Consider the following 18,930-nt stretch of genomic DNA (forward strand, 5'->3'; position numbering starts at 1 on the left):
CGGCACCGGCCCCAGGCGCCTGACCCGGCCCGGCGCCGGCTCCGGCCCCAAGCGCCTGACCCTGCACCGACACCGACACGCCCGCACGAAACCGGCCTGCCCGTTCCCGCATCAACCATGCGAAGCGAACCAAACCGTCTCTTGCGCACGTCGGCTGCCCGAAGCCTTGCCCACCAGCCATTCGAAGGCCGGACCATCCGGCGCACGAGAGCAGCAAGGGGAAGTGCCAGCCAAGACGGCGGCACAGAAAAATCCGGCAGGGCGAGCAGAGCGGAACGCCGGACCGGACGGCAGGCGAAGTTCCGCATGTGACGCCCTAACCTGCATGCACCGCCGGGCGCAGCGGCAGCACAGAGCGTTAGGCGAGGCGGCGGCCACAAGGGCAGCCGCCGTAAAGGGCGCGGGAGTGGGCCGCGGCGGTAGGCGGGTGCGCGGCGCGGCGCGGCGCTTAAGCGGGTGCGCGGCGCGGCGCGGCGAGGCGCGGCGACGGATGGTCACGGTGAAGGCGCGGGAGGGGACCGCGGCGGGACGGCCGGTCCGCGGCCGCGACGGCGCGGCGGCGGGTGGTCAGCGCGGGGATGGTCGGTGGTTGAGGATGCTGGCGATGTCGGTGACGGCCGGCAGGCGGACGGTGAACATGGTGCCGAGGCCCGGCGTGCTGGTGGCGGTGACGTCGCCGCCCTGGTCGGCGACGATGCGGCGGACGATGGTCAGGCCCAGGCCGGAGCCGCCGGTGGCGCGCTGGCGGGCCGGATCGGCTCGCCAGAACCTGTCGAAGACGCGGGCCACCTCGTCGGCGTTCATGCCGACGCCGGTGTCGCGGACGGTGAGGACCGCGTCCGGGCCGTCGCGGCTGACCTGCAGTTCGACGCGGCCGCCCGCGTCGGTGTAGCGGATCGCGTTGCTCATCAGGTTGCCGACGACCTGCCGCATCCGGTCGGGGTCGGCGCACACCTCGACCGGGTCGGGCGCGTCCACCACCACCTCGATGCCGGCGTGCCCGGCGACCACGCGGTGTGCGGTGGCGGCCATCTCGGTCAGCTCGGACAGGTCGAACGGCACCGGGTCGTACCCCAGCTCGCCGGCCTCGGCCAGGGCCAGAACCTGCAGGTCGTCGAGGATGCGCCGCTGGAGCAGGGTCTCCTCGTGCAGGGACGCGAACAGCTCCGGCGACGGCTCGATCACCCCGTCGGCCAGGCCCTCCAGGTAGCCGCGCAGGTTCGACAACGGCGTACGCAATTCGTGGGCGACGTCGGCGATCAGCCTGCGCTGACGTTCCTCGCTGCGCTGCAGGGCCTCGGCCATCGCGTTGAACGCCCCGGACAGGCGGGCCAGCTCGTCCTGGCCGTGGGCCGGCACGCGCACGTCGAGCCGGCCGGCGGCCAGTTGCAGCGACGCGCCGGTGAGCAGCCGCACCGGGCGGCTCACCCGCCGGGCGATGCCGGCGGTGCCGAGGGCGGCGAGCAGGAGCAGCGCGACGGCGCCGAGCAGCGCGGGTTGCTGGAGCACATCCAGGTCCTGGTCCTGCCGGGCGCCGAAGAAGATCTCCACGGGTACGACCGAAGGGCTCGCCACCGCCTGCTGGAATCCGAGGATCAGGCACTTGTCCCACCCGGAGCCGGTCAGCTCGCAGTCGCCCATCCGGGCCCATGCCTCGTCGCGCCAGGTCGTGTCCTGGCGGACCGCGGCGATGCCGTCGGAGACACATCGTGGCTCGGCTTTGAGGCGCTCGTCGTCGAGATACGGTGGCCGGTCCGTGGTGAGCGCCGGCGACCAGTCACCGACCTCGGCCATGCAGCGGACCGAGATCAGCGCCGCACGATACTGCGCGGCCTGGATCATGGCCCGCATCGACGGGTCGCCGCCGGCCGGCACCGTGGTGAACAGGTCGGCCGGCAGGTCGGGGCGGCGCAGCACGGCGATCGGGCGGGTCGCGCGCGGGTCCGCGCCGGGGGCGGCCAGTTTCGCCTCGATCGCCTTCCCGGCTTTCTGCGCGGCGATCTGGATGGTCTCGTCCAGCGCCGGGACCGGGTCGACGTTGCTGGGCAGCAGCTGCACCGGGCCGGCCGACTGTTGCTCCAGGTTGTCGGAGTCGGTGAGCACGTCGCCGTCGCGGGTCTCCACCCGGATGTGCAGGCCGGTCTGCTCGGACAGTCCGGCGACCACGTCGTCGATGCCGAGCCACCGGCCGTGGAGCACGCCGTACAGCCGGATCGCGTCGACGATCTCGGCCTCGTGACGGTCGCGGGCCTCGGCCACCCGGGTCGCCTCGCGGGACGCCAGGCTCAGCGTCAGCCAGGCCGTCGCGCCGATCGCCGAGCCGGCGACGACCAGCACGAGCAGGAAGATCCGCAGGCGGAAACTCACGGCTCGGCCATCCGGTAGCCACGCCCGTAGACGGTCTGCACGTACCGCGGCTCGGCGGGGTTGACCTCGATCTTGCGGCGTAGGTTGACGACGTGGGCGTCGACGGTGCGCTCGGACACCTCGTTCTCGAAGCCGAACGTCTTGTCGAGGATCTGGCCGCGGGTGAACACCCGGCCGGGCTCGCGGGCCAGCAGTTCCAGGATGCCGAACTCCTTGGCCGTCAGGCGCACGGGGGCGCCGTTCACCCGTACCTCGAATCGGGGTGCGTCGACCTCGAGCTCGCCCACCCGGAGGATCTCGGAGGCCTCGTTGCCGCGCGTGCGGCGCAGCAGCGCGCGGATCCGCGCGGTGAGCTCGCGCGGGCTGACCGGTTTGCTCAGGTAGTCGTCGGCGCCGATGTCGAGGCCGAGGAGCATGTCATTTTCCGCGGACCGGGCCGTGACCAGCAGGATCGCGATGTTGGCGAGGGTGGCGTCGGAGTCGGCGCGCAGGATCCGGCAGACGTCGAGGCCGTCGACCTCCGGCATCATCCAGTCCAGGACGACCAGGTCCGGGCGGCGGGCCCGGGTCTGCTCCAGAGCCGCCCGGCCGTCACCCACCGTCAGCACCTGATGCCCCTCCCGCTCCAGGTAGAGGCGGATCAGCTGGGCGTGCTTGGGGTCGTCGTCGGCTACGAGGATGCGGGCGGTCACGGCACGAATTCTGACCCAGCCTGTCCAGGCCGACCAACAATGCGAGAAACCTATGAAGATCAGGTCCCGGATTCGTGCCGCGCATATTCTCCTTAGCTTCCGCACAGGTTCTTCACAGGTCGCGGCCTACGGTCGCTTCCTTGAATCGTTGAGGAGGATCTTTCGATGTGTGGCCTGAGCGCTTTTGTCAGCAGCCGCCCCGACCCGGGGCCGCTGGACGCCACGTTCCGCGAGGCCTTCGCCGCCGCTCTGGCGACTCTGCACCACCGTGGGCCGGATGACACCCAGATCGAGTTCGGTGACGGTTTCGCGTTCGGCTTCAAGCGCCTCGCGATCATCGACCGGGAGCACTCGGTTCAGCCGCTGCACTACGCCGACCGGTGGACCGTCGTCTTCAACGGTGAGATCTACAACTACCGGGAGCTGCGTACCGAGCTGATCCAGCAGCACAACGCGGTGTTCGCCACCGAGGGCGACAGCGAGGTGCTGGCCGCGGCGTTCCACTACTGGGGCACCCTGCACGCGGCCCGTGACGCCTTCGGCATCAAGCCGCTCTACATGCTGGAGACCGCCGACGGGCTGTATCTGGGCAGCGAGCGCAAGGCTCTCGACCCGTTCGCGGCGCCGGCCGGGGCGGCGCTGGAGACCGAGTCGCTGGCCCACTACCTGACGTTCCAGTTCGTGCCCGACCCGATGAGCCTGCACCGGCACATCCGCCGGCTGCCGCCGGGCCACCGGATCATCTGGACGCCGGGTGGCGGCATCCGCATGCACCGCTGGTTCCGGCCGTCGCTGCGTCCGCTGCGGGTCGAGCCCGAGGACGCGTTCTCGAAGATCCGGGAGGCGCTGACCGACAGTGTCCGCGCCCACATGCACGCCCACGTGCCGGTCGGGACGTTCCTGTCCAGCGGCGTCGACTCGTCGGCGATCGCGGCGCTGGCCGTCCGGGAGAAGCCGGACATCCACGCCTTCACCGCCGGGTTCTCCGCCCAGGGCTACTCGGAGATCGAGATCGCCCAGGACACCGCCAACCAGCTCGGCATCCGGCTGACCCCGACGGTCGTCTCCGACGAGGACGTGCTGACCCACCTGCCGCGGATCATCCAGCTGCTCGACGACCCGATCGCCGACCCGTCGCTGATCCCGCTGTTCTTCCTGGCCCGCACCGCGTCGCAGTTCGTCACCGTGGTGCTCTCCGGTGAGGGCTCCGACGAGCTGTTCGGCGGCTACACCATCTACCGCGAGCCGCTGTCGCTGGGCCGCGTCGACCGGCTGCCGCCCGGCATGAAGCGGGGCCTGAAGCACCTGGCCGAGGTGCTGCCCGAGGGGGTGCGGGGCCGCTCGTTCCTGGAGCGCGGCACCACCCCGATCGAGCAGCGCTACTACGGCAACGCGCGGATCTTCGACCCGGAGGAGAAGGCCCGGGTCATGCGGTTCACGTCGCAACCGCACACGGCGATCACCGCACCTCTGTACGCCGAGACCGCCGACGTCGACGACGTGGCCTCCATGCAGTATGTGGACCTGCACACCTGGCTGCCCGGCGACATCCTGGTCAAGGCCGACCGCATGTCGATGGCGCACAGCCTGGAGCTGCGGGTGCCGTTCCTGGACCAGCGGGTGTATGCGGCCGCCGCCGGCCTGCCCACCGACCTGAAGCTGCCGCCCGGCGTCACCACCACCAAGTACGCGCTGCGCGAGGCGATGAAGGGCATCGTGCCCGAGTCGGTGCGTGAGGCCAAGAAGCTGGGCTTCCCGACGCCGACCCGGCTGTGGCTGCGCGGCCAGATCGGCGACTGGGTGGACCACCTGCTCTCCACCTCGCAGGCCGGCGACCTGATCGACCTGGAGTATGTGCGGGGCCTGCTCGCCGAGCACCGCGCCGGCGGCCCCGACCGGTCCCGCAAGGTGTGGACCGTGGCGATGTTCTGCCTGTGGCACGCCATCGCGGTGGAGAAGTCGATCGTCGTCGACAACCCGCTGCTGCCGGCCCGGGTGCCCGCGCCGCGGCAGGAGCCGGGTCTGTCGCACATCTACAACTGACCGCCGCAACGAGTCCCGCGCCGGGACACGGCCCGGTGCGGCACCATCCGTCCGGGCCGCCACCCGGCGGTGTCGCACCGGGCTGAGGCGCGGTGCGAGGTCCGGCCATGGGACGGGCCACCGTGGGGATGGGCCATCGGGGGGGTCCGGCATCCGTGGGGGGATCGGCCATCGTGGGGATGGGCCGATGCACGGACCGCCCGGCAGTGGGGAATTTCAGGCCGCGCAGCCTCCCCCTGCCGGGCCGCCGTCTTTGCCGGGCCGCCGTCTTTGCCGGGCCGCGGCCCTCATTGGTCCGCCGTCTTCGCCGGGCCGTGGTCCTTGCCGGGCCGCGGTCTTTGCCGGCCGGTGCTCGGCCGGGCGCAGTCTTTGCTGGGCCGGTTGCAGCCGGGTCGCGGTCTTCGCCGAGCCGGGGTGCACTGCCCGGCTGATGTCTTTGCTGGGCCGCCGTCGGTGCCGGGCCTTCGCTGCCCGGGCGCCTGCGGTGCCGGGTCCGCCGCCGCTACCTCGGCACTCCCCCGTCACGGGTGGTGGCGGCGGATCCGGGATGATCGCGGGGTGACCGTTCTTGAACAGGCTCTGGTCGAGGCGGCCGCTGATGCGCGGTCGGCCGCCTGGGACATCGTCTGGCACGAGTCGATCGATCAGGGCAGCGCGGTCGCGGGCAGTGAGGCGTTGCTGCCGTGGCTGGCGTCGGTCTGTGGCCGGTTCGCTGCCGGTGAGCGGGAGAAAGCGCTCGTGCTGGCCGGGCTCATCGCTGTCGACACCGTCGACGGAGAGCGAGAGCGGCATGCGGGTGCGATCGCCGCGCTGCGGGCGCTGACCCTGGAGAACCTGGCGGCCGGGGCTTCCGACGAGCGGATCTTCGTCTATCTGCAGCAGGCTGTTCTCGGGTTCGACGGGGACGACCTCTGGGGGCGGCGGCTCGACCTGATCAACGACGGTGAAGCCGACGTGGAGTGCCCGTCGTGTGAGGCTGATCTGGTGGTTTCGCTGGACCCCGACGACTCCGAGATCGAACCGGACCTGTCGGCGGAGCTTGCCGGCCGTCTGCACGCGGAAGCGGTGAAGGCCGGGTTTCCCGAGGTGGCGGCCGCTGTCGGGCTGCTGTTCGGACGTGGCGTCTGCCCGGAGTGCGGCACCTCGTTCTCGGTCGCCGAACAGCTTGCCGCATGAACGGCGCCGACCACGCCGGACCGAGCGCCCGCAGCAACGACGGCGACCACGCCGAAGGCTCGACCGTGCCGGTGGGTCCGGAGTCCGCGTTGAGACCGACGGCGGCGGAACCAGCGGCGGAGGGAACGACAACGGTGGGACCGGCGCCGGAGAGCCCGCCGGCTGTTACGACGGCAGCAACTGCGGCGGGAACGACGGCGGTAAGGGCAGCGGCAGCGACGGCGGGACCGTCAGTGGCGGAGACGGGAACGGCGGGACAGTGGTGGCAGGGGCTGCGGCGGTCGAGGTCGGCGCGGAAGCCGACACACTCCTGGCTTCGGCCGCGATCGGCGCTCGGGTGGGAGGCCGTCGAGGGGCCGGTCAGGGAGCCGGTGGCGAAGCTCGGCGGGCAGCCGTACTGGTTGGATGAGCCGTTCTGGCCGGTGTCGGCGACGTTCCGGAGGCCGATGGTGTTCGTCGGGCAGTTTCCGCTTCCGGGGCCTCCGGTGCGGATGGGGTATCTGTTCATCGCCGACGATCCGAACGGGCGCGGGCTGACGATGGAACCCGAGGAAGGCGACAACGCGCTGCTCGTGCAGCCGGGTGGCCGGGTGCCGGGGTTCGTGCGAGGGCTGCCGCGGGCGACCGGGCCGTCGCTGTGGCGGCGGGGCGCGCGGCGGACGGATCGGGTGCCGGTCGAGTTGCGGGTCACGGCGGCGGGACCGGTGGGTTCGGGTGCCGGTCGAGTTGCGGTCACGGCGGCCGGACCGGTGGGTGCGGACCGGTTCGGCTGGGTCGGTGGGCGGCCCCGCGGGTGGCGGTCGGATTTCGTCGAGTTGCTCGACGACTCGTGGCGATTCTTCTTCCAGATCGACGGCGCCGAGGGGATCGACGGGGACGCCTATGCCCTGAACTTCGGGGGCGGCACCGGGTATGCGTTTCTCAGTCGTGACGAGCGCGAAGGCCGTTTCTTCTGGGATTGCGCCTGACCGGAAAGGATCGGGGCCGTGGGGCGACGGTGAGCGTGATAGAACGGGGACGGCCGGGCAGGATCCGTGACGGGCCTCGTGGTCCGCCGCTGGGTGGACTGTCCTGGTCTCCGCCCCGGTGCAACACCGACGTCGTGATGGGTGACATCCCGCCGGATCTGCGGAGTCCTGCCCGGCCGGCCGGTCGCCCTGGGAGCGATGAGTTCGGCGGCCGGCGGCGGTCCTCATCAGCATGGGGGATTCTGCGGTTCGGTTCGTGGTCGGCGCGGCGATCACACGCACCGACATCCCGGCGCTCTGTACGCGTCTGGCTGATCTTCTGCGCGGGCGGGCCGGTGAACTGGTGGAATGTGACGTCGCCGGGCTGACCGAGCCGGATGTGGTGGTGGTCGAGGCGGTGGCCCGGCTGCGGTTGACCGCACGTCGTCACGGCTGGCGTCTGATCGTCACGGGGGCCGGCCCCGATCTGCTGTCCCTGTTCGGCCTTCTCGGCCTCGCCGAACTCCTGGCCCCGACGAGCCCTGAACGCGACCCGAGGCCTCCCGCACGGAACGAACGTCCCGGCCCTGCCACGCCCTGAGCCCGGCACCAGCGATTCGGGACAAACGTGATCGGCCCCACCGGTCAGGGCGGAGCCGGTCACGGCAGCCGAGCCAGGAGACCGCAGTCGGGGCACGCCGCTCAGGGCAACGCGCGGCTCAGCGGAGGCCGGGGCGAACGCGCAGAGAAGAGCAGCGCTCAGGAAAGGCCGGGACGGGGCTAAGAAGGGTCGGGCGCAAGAAGGGTCGGGCGGGGCCAAGAAGGGTCGGGCGCAAGAAGGGTCGGGCGGGGCCAAGGAGGGTCGGGCGGGGCTGAGGAGGGTCGGGGCGGCGATCAGGGGAGGTCGAGCGGGGGCAGGTGGGGTGGGAGGCCGAACAGCGGGAACAGGCGGGCGGTGTCGAGGAAGTTGTTGACGGCGACGATGCGGCCGCCGGCGATCTCCAGGACGATCAGGGCCCACGGGTCGTGGCCGGCGCCGGTGGGGCTCGCACGGTACTGGCCGAAGGCGGGCAGCCCGTTGGCGACGACAGGGACGAGGCGGGAGCCCTCGCAGCCGCTGCCGGTGCCGGACATCCACGCGCTGATGTCGTCGTGGCCGCGGAGCCACAGCGCCAGCGGCGGCATCGACAGGGTGGCGTCCTCGTGCAGGAGGGTGGTGAGCGCCTGCAGGTCGTACGCCTCGAAGGCTTTGACGTAGCGGGCCAGAAGCTCGCGCTGCTCGGCATCGAGGGGCCGGTAGGTGTCGCCCGCCGAAGGCGTGGCGGCGGCGAGGGTGGCCCGGGCGCGCTGCAGGGCGCTGTTGACGCTGGCGACCGACGTGTCGAGCAGGTCGGCGACCTCTTGCGCCGACCAGGCGAGGACCTCGCGCAGGATCAGCACGGCGCGCTGCCGGGACGGCAGGTGTTGCAGGGCGGCGACGAACGCGAGGCGGATCGATTCGCGTTCGGCGATGAGGTTGGCCGGGTCGGAGCCTTCGGGCAGGATCCGCTCGTCGGGGACCGGGCCGACCCAGATCTTCTCGGGGTGGATGGCGCCGGGGTCGGTGGCGTGGCCGGAGCCGGCCGGGCCGAGGTCCATCGGCCGGACCCGCCGCTGGGCGCTGTCGACCATGGTGAGGCACACGTTCGTGGCGATCCGGTAGATCCAGGAACGCAGGGACGAGCGGCCCTCGAAACCGTCGTGGGCACGCCACGCCCGGATCATGGTCTCCTGCACGGCGTCCTCGGCTTCGAACGCCGAGCCGAGCATCCGGTAGCAGTAGCCGGTCAGCTCGGGCCGGAAGCGTTCCAGCTGTGCCTCGATGGGCGTGTCTGTCACCGCGTCACTCACGCGCCCGAACCTACCCCGGATTTTTTCGCACGGCAGCGATGAGTTCGCGGTACGGGCGGGGTCTACCCGAGGTAAGCAACGATGAGGACCATCTGAGGGAGTGACGATGAGCTACGCCGAGGTCAACGGGGTCAACCTGTACTTCGAGACGCACGGGACCGGCCGCCCGCTGATTCTGCTGCACGGCGGTCTCGGCTCGGGTGAGATGTTCGGCGCGTCACTGGCCGCGTTCGCCGAGGGCCACCAGGTCATCCTGCCGGACCTGCAGGGCCACGGCCGGACCGCGGACGTGGACCGGCCGGTGGACTACGCCCTGATGGCCGACGACATCGCGGCGCTGATCGACCACCTGGGCCTGGACCGGCCGGATGTCGTCGGGTTCTCCCTCGGCGGCGGGGTCGGCCTGCAACTGGCGATCCGTCACCCGGAGAAGGTCGGCAAGCTGGTGGCGGCGTCGGCGGGGATCCGGCGGGACGCCTTCTTCCCGGACCTGCTGGAGCAGCAGGCCCAGGTGAACGCGGCAGCCGCCGCGTTCATGAAGGACACCCCGATGTACGAGTTGTACGCGCGGGTGGCGCCGCGCCCGGAGGACTTCCCGCGCCTGCTCGACAAGATCGGCGAGACGATGCGGCGCGACTTCGACCACACCGAGCAGGTCCGGGGTCTGCGCGTGCCGACGCTGATCATGGGCGCCGACGCGGACATGGTGCCGCCGAGCCACTTCGTGGAGATCTTCGCCCTGCTCGACGGCGGCCGGCGTGACGGCGGCTGGATGGGCGACGGCCGGCCCAAGGGTGGTCACGCGCTCGCGATCCTGCCCGGCACCACCCACTACAACATCATCGACTCGCCGCTGTTCGCCACGACGGCCCTGGCCTTCCTGGATCAGAAGGCCTGACCCTCGATCAGCCGGACGACGGCCCGCGCGAACACGGCGGGCCGGTCCGGATGCAGGGCGAAGAACTTGACCGGCGCCACCGCCTCGACCTCCAGCAGCAGGAACCCCGGGTCGGAGGCCGGGTCGACCAGGAAGTCGAGACGCACCGAGTACGGCGGGGCGTCGCCCTCCCGCAGCGCCAGGAACGCCCGGTGGGCCCGTTGCACGGCGTCGATCTGGGCGGCGGTGAGCGTGACCGGCCGCGGGTCGGGATGAAACGCCCGCTGGTCGCTGCCGGGCCGCAGGATCGCCGCCTTGGTGATCGCGTGGGAGACCTCGTCGCCGAGGGTGACCACCCCGTACTCGCGGTGCGTGTCGATCGTCTCCATATAGGGCTGGACCAGCGCCGCACCGCCCGTGGCGATCAGTTCCGCGGCGTGGGCCCGGGCCGCCTCGACCGCCTCCGGCCCGAACTCGCGGATGCCGAGGGCCCCGCCGGAGGCGACCGGTTTGACGACGATGCTGCGCCGGGCCGCGGACCGGCGGGGGTAGGCCGCCCGCAGCCGGTCCTCCAGGTCGTCGTCACCGTCCAGCAGGCTGGTCGCGACGGTCGGCACACCGGCCGCCGCCAGCCTCGGCAGATACCGTTTGTCGGCGGCCAGGCGCACGATGTCGGCCGGGTTGAGCAGGCGCAGCCCGTCGGCGACGCGGGCGTCCAGCCACCGGTGGAAGGCGGCGCGTCGCGGCCACATGCTCCACGGTGACTGGAGGATCACGCCGTCGAATCCGGTCCATCGGGTGTCGCCCGGCCCGTCCCACGGCACGAGCTCGGCGGTGACGCCGGCGCGGGCCAGCTCGGCGGCGAGCGGCGCCGCGTCGCTGTCGTGCCAGTGGGCCTCGGGCAGGGTGTGCGAGGTGACCAGCGCGATTCTCATGCCGGAATCATGCCGCAGAGGTACGTCAGGACAGGTACTCCCGCAGGTGCCGGGCGGTCAGGGTGGCCGGCTCGGCGACCAGCTCGCCGGGGGTGCCGGTGAAGACGACGCGGCCGCCGTCGTGGCCGGCGCCCGGGCCGAGGTCGATGATCCAGTCGGCATGGGCCATGACGGCCAGGTGGTGCTCGATGACGATCACCGTGTTGCCGGCGTCGACAAGCCGGTCCAGCAGGGCCAGCAGCTGGTCGACGTCGGCCAGGTGCAGGCCGCTGGTCGGCTCGTCGAGCAGGTAGGTGGCGACGCCGCTGCCCATGTGGACGGCCAGTTTGAGGCGCTGCCGCTCACCGCCGGACAGGGTGTTGAGGGGCTGGCCGAGGGTGATGTAGCCGAGGCCGACCGCGTTGAGGCGTTCCAGTATGGCCCGGGCCGCCTTCTCGGTGACGAAGTCGAGAGCCTCGCTGACCGGCATGGCCAGCACCTCGCTGATGTCGCGGCCGCGCAGCTTGTACTCCAGCACCTGGGCGGTGAAGCGTTTGCCCTCGCACTCCTCGCAGACCCCGGCGACACCGGCCATCATCGCCAGGTCGACGTAGACCAGGCCGATGCCTTTGCAGTTCGGGCAGGCGCCCTCGGAGTTCGCGCTGAACAGGGCGGCCTTGACGCCGTTGGCCTTGGCGAAGGCGGTACGGACCGCGTCGAGCAGCCCCGTGTAGGTGGCCGGGTTGCTGCGCCGGGACCCGCGGATGGCCGACTGGTCGACGACGATGACGCCGTCACGCTGTGGCAGCGACCCGTAGATCAGCGAACTCTTGCCGGACCCGGCGACCCCGGTGACCACGGTCAGCACCCCGGTCGGGATGTCCACCGACACGTCCCGCAGGTTGTGGGTGGACGCGTCGCGGATCGCGATCTGCCCGGTGTGCGGCCTCGTCGACGCCTTCAGCGCCACCCGGTGCCCCAGGTAGCGGCCGGTCAGCGTGGCCGACGCCCGCAGTTGGGGCACGCTGCCCTCGAACTGGATGCGGCCGCCGGCCGGACCCGCGCCGGGCCCGATGTCCACCACGTGGTCGGCGATCGCGATCGTCTCCGGTTTGTGCTCGACGACCAGGACCGTGTTGCCCTTGTCACGCAGCCGCAGCAGCAGCCCGTTCATCCGCTGGATGTCGTGCGGGTGCAGCCCGACGGTGGGCTCGTCGAACACGTACGTGATGTCGGTGAGGCTGGACCCGAGGTGCCGGACCATCTTGACCCGCTGCGCCTCCCCACCGGACAGTGTGGCCGACTCCCGGTCCAGCGACAGGTATCCCAGCCCGATCTCCACCAGCGAGTCCAGCGTCTGCCGCAGGTTCGCCACGACCGGCCCGACCTGCGGCGCGGTGACTCCGGCCAGGAACTCGGCCAGGTCGCTGACCTGCATGGCCGAGCAGTCCGCGATGTTACGGCCGTCGATCCGCGACGCGAGCACCGACGGTTTCAGGCGGGCGCCGTGACAGTCCGGGCAGGCCGCGAAGGTGGCCGCCCGGTCGATGAACGCGCGGATGTGGGGCTGCACCGACTCACGTTCCTTCGTCAGGTACATCCGCTGCACCTTGACCACGAGTCCCTCGTACGTCGTGTTGATGCCGTTGACCTTGATCTTCATCGACGGTCTGTGGAGGAAGTCGTCGAGCTCCGCCGCGGTGAAGTCCTTGACCGGCTTGTCCGGGTCGAACAGGCCCGACTCGGCGAACCCGCGCACATACCAGCCGTCGACGCTGAAGTTCGGGACGGTGATCGCACCCTCGTTGATCGACTTCGACCTGTCGACGAGCTGATCCAGGTCGAGGCTCGACACCTTGCCGAGGCCCTCGCAGTTCGGGCACATCCCCTCGGCGTTGAACGAGTACGCCAGCGCGCTGCCGGCGCCCGGCGACCCGAGACGGCTGAAGATGATCCGGAGCATGGTGTACGCGTCGGTGGCCGTCCCGAGGGTGGACCGGGCATTCGCCCCCATCCGCTCCTGGTCGACGACGATCGCCGCACTCAGATTGTGCAGCGCGTCCACATCCGGGCGCGCCGGACTTCCCATGAACGACTGCAGGAACGCCGAATATGTCTCGTTGATCATCCGCTGCGACTCGGCGGCGATCGTCCCGAACACCAGCGACGACTTGCCGGAGCCGGAGACCCCGGTGAAAACGGTCAGGCGCCGCTTCGGGATGTCGAGCGAGACGTCACGGAGATTGTTCTCCCGCGCCCCGCGGACCTGAATGACATCGTGGCTGTCTGCGATGTGGGTCACGCAGAGACAGTAGCCACGAATCCGGTCAGTAGCTGTCCGTTATCCCGCACGGCGCCGGGCCCGGCGCGCCGCCAACTCGTCGTTCTCATCCGGGGCAGCGGCGGCGCCGACCGGCTGCGGACCCGACACGGGCTCCGCCGGCAGGTGCGACAGCGAACCCTGGATCTCCTTGAACGCCCCGCCGATCGCGATGCCGAACACACCCTGGCCGCCCTGCAACAGGTCGACGACCTCCTCCGGGGAACGGCACTCGTACACCGTCGTCCCGTCCGAGATCAGCGTGATCTCGGCCAGATCGTCCACCCCGCGCGAGCGCAGCGTGTCGATCGCCCGGCGAATGTTCTGCAACGACACCCCGGCGTCCAGCAGACGCTTGACCACCTTGAGAACGACCAGGTCGCGGAACGAGTAGAGCCGCTGGGTGCCGGAGCCGGAAGCGTCCCGCACACTCGGGACCACCAGCGTGGTCCGCGCCCAGTAGTCGAGCTGCCGATAGCTGATCCCGACCGCCTGACAGGCGGTCACCCCGCGATATCCGACCTCGCCGTCCTCGCCGACGAGTGGGCCTTCAAGAGGTTGCTCGTGCACGCGACTACCTCCCCGCGCCCATGATCAAAATCTAGGCGGTGTGCCGGTTCACCTGGACTTCACGAGCGTATATCTCAATCACAGCCGAAACATGGAGGTAACCGCTCGACACGCCGCGCACGGACGAACGGTGCCCGTCGATGTCACCCTGCGAAATCCTCGGGCCTCACCTGGTCGAGGAACTCGCGGAATTTCTCCACCTCGTCCTCCTGCTCGTCAGGGATCACGATCCCCGCCTCGGTGAGCACCTGATCGGCACACCGGATCGGCGCGCCCACCCGCAACGCCAGCGCGATCGAGTCACTCGGCCGCGCCGACACCCGCAGATTGTCACCGATCAGCAGATCGGCGTAGAAGACATTGTCCTTCAACTCGGTGATCTCGACCGCCTTCAACGGCGCCTTCAACGCCGCCAGGATGTCCCGCAGGAGATCATGGGTCAACGGCCGGGCCGGCTTGACACCCTGCTGCTCATAGGCGATCGCGGTGGCCTCCACCGCACCGATCCAGATGGGGAGGTAACGGTCACCGTCGACCTCCCGCAGCAACACGATCGGCTGGTTGCTGGGCAGCTCCACCCGGACCCCGACCACGCTCAGCTCACGCACCGCCGCCTCCGTGTCGTTATTGTCTCGGCTGCAGCGCAGCCGCCCTAACCTGCACGGTACACGCACAACACGGGTACCTGATCCGCACGGCGGCGGGTTCAGCGGCCCAACTCACCCCGGAGACCCGACCGGACCAGAGCCGCATGCAACCGCTGCGAGAGCGCCTGCAGCTCACGCGCGGTCTCGGCCGCCCGAGCCCGCGCCGCCGGGTCCTGCTGACGCGCCATCGGCGCCAGCAACTGTGTGAACAGGCCCACCTCACGGTCCGCGGCATTGCGGAACGCACGCAGGTGCCGAACCTCCAGCCCGTAATGGGTGAGACCCACCACGGCCTCCACGATGATCACCTGATCGGCGTCATACCAGCCCGGCGGACGCGCCGTCACCAGGCCGATCTGCTCCAGCTCCGCCAGCAGCGCCTCATCGACGCCGGTCCGCTCGACCAGATCCGCCTTCGGCACACGGGAATCCGCCGGATCCTTGGCCTGCTGCGTCCCCACCGCCACCAGCGTGGGCCGCTGCGGAACCACCGGCTCCTTCTCCATCCGGTCCAGCTGCTCCCGGATCACCCGCAAGGGAAGATACTGGTCACGCTGCGCGGTCAGCACGAACCGCAGCCGCGCCACATCGTTCCACGAATACTTCCGGTACCCGGAGGCGGTGCGTTGCGGGTCGACCAGACCCTCCGCCTCCAGGAACCGCAACTTCGAGATCGTGGTGTCGGGGAACTCGGTGCGCAGATGGGCCAGCACCTCCCCGATGCTCATCAGCGCACCCTCACGCCCGTCCTGAGGGCGCGAGGCCCCCGGATCACGCGCAGCCGCCCCCGACGCCGTCACGCCCGGCCCTCGCCCTCCGGCCGCGGACCGGCGATGAACACCAGACGGAACTTGCCGATCTGGACCTCGTCGCCATTGCTCAGCGTCGCGGCCTCAACCCTCTCCCGGTTCACATACGTACCGTTCAGGGAGCCGACGTCACGAACCGTGAAGGTCCCGCCGTCACGGTGGAACTCGGCGTGGCGACGCGACACCGTCACGTCGTCGAGGAAGATGTCACTGTCCGGGTGTCGGCCGCTGGTCGTCACATCGTGATCGAGGAGGAAGCGGGCGCCGGCGTTGGGCCCACGGCGCACCACCAGCAGAGCCATCCCCGGGGGGAGCGAGCCGGCCATCCGGCTCGGAACCACGTCCGTCTCGGGTCCCTCCAGCACCTCGTCAAGGGCGCCAAGGTTCAGCGTGGACGTGACGTCGAGCGGGGGGAACTCGTCGTCTGGGCGCGTCATCGGACCACCTCACGGATCAGTTGGTCGTCGCCTCCCAGCGAAGCCAGCGACGTTGCGGCCCCGCCGGGGCCATTTCGGCCCGACGCACGACTATCGGTTTCAAAGGAATAACAGTTATCGGTGTGCTCCGCGAGCCTAGTCAGCACCAATATCGCGGGCAACCGGACTCGCGGAAGAACGAATGGACGGGCATGAAATGCCCGCGGCGTCAGCTTTCGGTGAGAGCCCGGTACGCCGCGGCATCCAGCAGCGCCGCCACCGACCCCGGATCGTCCGGCGCGATCTCCACCAGCCAACCCGCCGCATACGGCTCGCCGTTGATGATCTCCGGCTCATCGGTGAGCGTCGCGTTCTTCGCCACCACCGTGCCCGAGATCGGCGCGTAGATCTCCGAGACGCTCTTGGTCGACTCGATCTCACCGAGCGAGTCGCCCGCCTGCACCACCGTGCCCTCATCGGGCAACTGCACATACACGATGTCACCCAGCGCGTCCTGCGCGAAATGGGTGATACCCACCCGCACGGGCCCACTGCCGTCACCGGCGACCCACTCGTGCTCCGCGGTATACCGCAGATCCTCAGGAATCAACGCTTCCTCCGTTAATCACGACACCGGACGCGCGTATCGCAAGGCTGCCGCCTTCCGCACCGCGGTCACCTCGACCAGCGAACGCGAGTCCATGGTCACGCTACCGCCGTCACTCTTCGCCGACGCCACCACCCCGCCCGGGATCTGCAGCGCCGTACTCATCGTGCTCGCCGGCCCGATCACCAGAAGATGGAACGGACCGACCAGCTCCTCACCGTCGGCGATGATGCCACCACCCGAGGCGTCCACGAAGAAACTCGACGCTACCAACCGCACCGACGTCCCGTTCGCCCCGTTGAGCTGCATCACCTCACCACCGGCGCCCCGCAGCTCCTGCACCGTGTTCAGCACGTCCGACGCCCGCACATCACTCAACGTGATGTCCAGACCCGGCCCGCGACCCGCCACCGTGCCGGCCAGCAACCCCAGGTCCTGACTGCGCCGCTGCGCCTCCGCGACCGCCGCCTCACGGCCTCCGACCTCGGAGTTCAGCTGCTGTTTACTCTGCTCCAGCCCCGCGATCTGAGCCAGCAGACGGCTGTCCTCCGACTCCAGATCACTCAGGATCCGAACCAGGTCCTCCTGCCGCGTCGCGGCCAGCCCGTCATCCGCGTCGTTGCTGCGCAACTGCACCACGAGCGTGAACCCGAGCAACGCCAGCAGCACCCAGATCAACGTCCCGGCCGGCGCCGGCCGCCGGATCCGCGGGCGATCAAGATCACCTTCGGCGGCCCCGGAAATCGACGGATCGGGTGACGTGTCCGACGTCTCCCCCGGCTCACCCGTCCGAGGCTCCGCCACCGACTCCCCGAGATCAAGATCACCAGGGGGTACGGCCGAAGCACTCCCCTTCCCCCCGGCTCCCTCCGGACCGCCGGCCGGCACACGATCAGCCCCCGCAGCCGTCAGCCCCTCCGCGGCTCCGGCGCCGTCCCGCTCGGCCACCACCGGGTCATCCGCCGGACCACGGCCGGTCAGCGACACCGTCCGCTCGTCCCCCGCCGCGGATCCGTCCGCACCTGCCAGGGCATGACCGGCGGGTGGGGCCGTCCGCCCATGCCCCGCCGCGGATTCGTCCGGACCTGCCAGGACACGGCCGGCGGGTGGCGCCGTCCGCCCCTCGTCTGCCATGGGCCCGTCCGGGGCTGCCAGAGCACGGCCGGTCAGGTTCACCGTCGGGCCGTCCGGGTCCGGGAACACGGGCAGCACACGGCCGGCCGCCAGCGGGACGGTCGGCTCCTCCTCCACATACGGCGCGACGCCTGCTGGCGTACCACCCGGAAGATCGTCGTCATGGGGCCGGGAGGCGCCCGGTGTGCCGTCAGGATCGGTCATCTCGCGTCCTATGCCCGGAAGAGGTGCCGTCGGATCGCCGCGACGTTACCGAAGATCCGCACGCCGAGCACCACCACGACACCCGTCGACAACTGGCCACCCACACCCAGCTGGTCACCGACGTAGACGATCAGACCCGACACCAGCACGTTCGAGATGAACGACACCACGAACTGCTTGTCGTCGAAAATGCCGTCCAACTTGGCCCGCACCCCGCCGAACACCGCGTCCAGCGCCGCCACCACCGCGATCGGCAGATACGGCACCAGCTCCGGCGGAACCGACGGTTCGAACAGGATGCCCAGCAGGACACCGACGAGCAGGGCGAGTACGGCGATCATCGGCCGCCTTCCGTCACTGACGAACCCGGCACGGGCGACCCCGCACCGGACGACACCTTCGCGGAACCCGACGGAGCGGGCGCGATGCTGGGCTCGGCCGAACGCAACTTCAACTCGGTCGCCGCCTCCAGCGTCACGTCGTCGGCCTCGGCCGTCTCGAACGAGATCCCGAACCGCGCCGACAACGTCTCGAAGAACTGGCCCGCATACCCCTTGCGGAAATCGTCGGCCAGATCGTCCGGCCCGATCGCCACGATCTCGTACGGCGAACCCACCGGCCGGATGTCCACCAGAATCGCCTCACCGGCCTGCCGGATCCGCGACGTCGCCGTCAGCCGCTGCCCGTTGATCATGATGGCCTCGGCCCCGGCCTCCCACAACGCGTTCGCCGCCAGCTGCAGATCGGTGTCCTTGACCTGCGCCTCGGTCCGCCGCTCCCCGGTCACCGCGTCCACCGACGTCGGACCGTCCACCACCGTCACCCGCGCCCCGGAACCACGCACCCGCGCCATCCCGGTGACCGCCTCCAGATCCCGCAGCCGCGCCGCCGTCTCACCGCTCAGCTCCCGGTCGCGCAGCGCCGCCACCTCATCGGCCAACGCGTCCGCCCGGCGCTGCAACCGCTCGGTCTCCGCACGCCGGTTCTGCACCTGGCCGATCAGGTCGGCCCGCGCCTGCGTCCGCGCCGGCTCCTCCGCCATCGTCTGCCGATAGGCCACCACCAGCAGGAACCCGATCACCGCCAGGGTCAGCGCCGCCGACACCGCCGCCACACGACGACGAGCCCCCGTCCGGGGGCCCTCCTTCGCCCGCCGCGCCGCCGCGTCCGCGTAACCCGGGTCCAGGGGGTTCTGGAACAACTCGGTCAAGAAGTCCGGGCCCCACCGCCGCTTGCCCGAACCACCGTCCGGATCCGGCGGCCCGCCGATGCTGCCGAGCCCCTCCCAGGCGCCACTCGGCTCCCGCAGCGCGGCCC

At 70.7% G+C, this 18,930-nt stretch carries 18 protein-coding genes; 5 read left to right on the plus strand and 13 right to left on the minus strand.

Features of this window, described 5'->3' with window-relative positions:
• Positions 1–567 precede the first annotated feature (567 nt).
• Both BM290_RS08110 and BM290_RS08115 read right to left on the minus strand, forming a co-directional pair.
• Complete coding sequence (locus BM290_RS08110; protein WP_093611635.1) at positions 568–2,367, minus strand: sensor histidine kinase; 1,800 nt, start codon at positions 2,365–2,367, stop codon at positions 568–570.
• Positions 2,364–3,068: a response regulator transcription factor gene (locus BM290_RS08115; RefSeq protein WP_203779051.1), complete on the minus strand. Its 705-nt coding sequence runs from the start codon at positions 3,066–3,068 to the stop codon at positions 2,364–2,366. Before BM290_RS08115 ends, BM290_RS08110 begins: the two co-directional genes overlap by 4 nt.
• Before the next feature lie 156 nt (positions 3,069–3,224).
• Here BM290_RS08115 and asnB point away from each other — a divergent pair, with 156 nt between their 5' ends.
• The 4 genes from asnB (at position 3,225) to BM290_RS08135 (ending at position 7,826) form a co-directional block, all read left to right on the plus strand.
• Positions 3,225–5,102, plus strand: coding sequence for an asparagine synthase (glutamine-hydrolyzing) (asnB, locus tag BM290_RS08120; protein WP_093611639.1), 1,878 nt, complete (start codon positions 3,225–3,227; stop codon positions 5,100–5,102).
• Positions 5,103–5,660: 558 nt separating this feature from the next.
• Positions 5,661–6,278: a hypothetical protein gene (locus tag BM290_RS08125; RefSeq protein WP_093611641.1), complete on the plus strand. Its 618-nt coding sequence runs from the start codon at positions 5,661–5,663 to the stop codon at positions 6,276–6,278.
• Between the two features lie 371 nt (positions 6,279–6,649).
• A complete protein-coding gene (locus BM290_RS08130) occupies positions 6,650–7,246 on the plus strand; it encodes a hypothetical protein (protein WP_093611643.1) in 597 nt (198 codons plus the stop codon).
• 256 nt (positions 7,247–7,502) lie between these two features.
• A complete protein-coding gene (locus BM290_RS08135; protein ID WP_203779041.1) occupies positions 7,503–7,826 on the plus strand; it encodes an STAS domain-containing protein in 324 nt (107 codons plus the stop codon).
• A 293-nt stretch (positions 7,827–8,119) separates the two neighbouring features.
• On the opposite strand, the gene BM290_RS08140 is transcribed toward BM290_RS08135, so the two are convergent.
• Complete coding sequence (locus BM290_RS08140; protein ID WP_239143239.1) at positions 8,120–9,115, minus strand: sigma-70 family RNA polymerase sigma factor; 996 nt, start codon at positions 9,113–9,115, stop codon at positions 8,120–8,122.
• Positions 9,116–9,221: 106 nt separating this feature from the next.
• Here BM290_RS08140 and BM290_RS08145 point away from each other — a divergent pair, with 106 nt between their 5' ends.
• Entirely contained in the window at positions 9,222–10,013 is a 792-nt protein-coding gene (locus BM290_RS08145; RefSeq protein WP_093612415.1) for an alpha/beta fold hydrolase, read from the plus strand.
• Here BM290_RS08145 and BM290_RS08150 read toward each other — a convergent pair.
• The 10 genes from BM290_RS08150 to BM290_RS08195 form a co-directional block, all read right to left on the minus strand.
• Positions 10,001–10,927: an ATP-grasp domain-containing protein gene (locus tag BM290_RS08150; RefSeq protein ID WP_093611649.1), complete on the minus strand. Its 927-nt coding sequence runs from the start codon at positions 10,925–10,927 to the stop codon at positions 10,001–10,003. The genes BM290_RS08145 and BM290_RS08150 overlap by 13 nt on opposite strands.
• Positions 10,928–10,952: 25 nt before the next feature.
• Positions 10,953–13,208: an ATP-binding cassette domain-containing protein gene (locus BM290_RS08155; protein ID WP_093611651.1), complete on the minus strand. Its 2,256-nt coding sequence runs from the start codon at positions 13,206–13,208 to the stop codon at positions 10,953–10,955.
• Positions 13,209–13,247: 39 nt separating this feature from the next.
• Complete coding sequence (locus BM290_RS08160) at positions 13,248–13,796, minus strand: MerR family transcriptional regulator (RefSeq protein ID WP_093611653.1); 549 nt, start codon at positions 13,794–13,796, stop codon at positions 13,248–13,250.
• 143 nt (positions 13,797–13,939) lie between these two features.
• On the minus strand, positions 13,940–14,404 hold the full coding sequence (locus BM290_RS08165; RefSeq protein WP_092540989.1) for a bifunctional nuclease family protein: 465 nt from the start codon (positions 14,402–14,404) through the stop codon (positions 13,940–13,942).
• A 98-nt stretch (positions 14,405–14,502) separates the two neighbouring features.
• Positions 14,503–15,171 (minus strand): transcriptional regulator FtsR, encoded by a 669-nt coding sequence (ftsR, locus tag BM290_RS08170; protein ID WP_093611655.1) that lies wholly within the window; start codon positions 15,169–15,171, stop codon positions 14,503–14,505.
• 68 nt (positions 15,172–15,239) lie between these two features.
• A complete protein-coding gene (gene odhI, locus BM290_RS08175; protein ID WP_093611657.1) occupies positions 15,240–15,689 on the minus strand; it encodes an oxoglutarate dehydrogenase inhibitor Odhl in 450 nt (149 codons plus the stop codon).
• 208 nt (positions 15,690–15,897) lie between these two features.
• Entirely contained in the window at positions 15,898–16,278 is a 381-nt protein-coding gene (gcvH, locus tag BM290_RS08180; RefSeq protein WP_093611659.1) for a glycine cleavage system protein GcvH, read from the minus strand.
• A gap of 15 nt (positions 16,279–16,293) precedes the next feature.
• Complete coding sequence (locus BM290_RS08185; protein ID WP_239143238.1) at positions 16,294–17,613, minus strand: DUF881 domain-containing protein; 1,320 nt, start codon at positions 17,611–17,613, stop codon at positions 16,294–16,296.
• A gap of 8 nt (positions 17,614–17,621) precedes the next feature.
• Positions 17,622–17,954, minus strand: coding sequence for a small basic family protein (locus tag BM290_RS08190; RefSeq protein WP_093611661.1), 333 nt, complete (start codon positions 17,952–17,954; stop codon positions 17,622–17,624).
• Positions 17,951–18,883, minus strand: a complete 933-nt coding sequence (locus BM290_RS08195) for a DUF881 domain-containing protein (protein ID WP_093612419.1) — start codon at positions 18,881–18,883, stop codon at positions 17,951–17,953. The genes BM290_RS08190 and BM290_RS08195 overlap by 4 nt, the downstream gene beginning before the upstream one ends.
• Positions 18,884–18,930 lie beyond the last annotated feature (47 nt).

Origin of the sequence: Actinoplanes philippinensis (assembly GCF_900113015.1) — a bacterium.
Lineage (GTDB): Bacteria > Actinomycetota > Actinomycetes > Mycobacteriales > Micromonosporaceae > Actinoplanes > Actinoplanes philippinensis.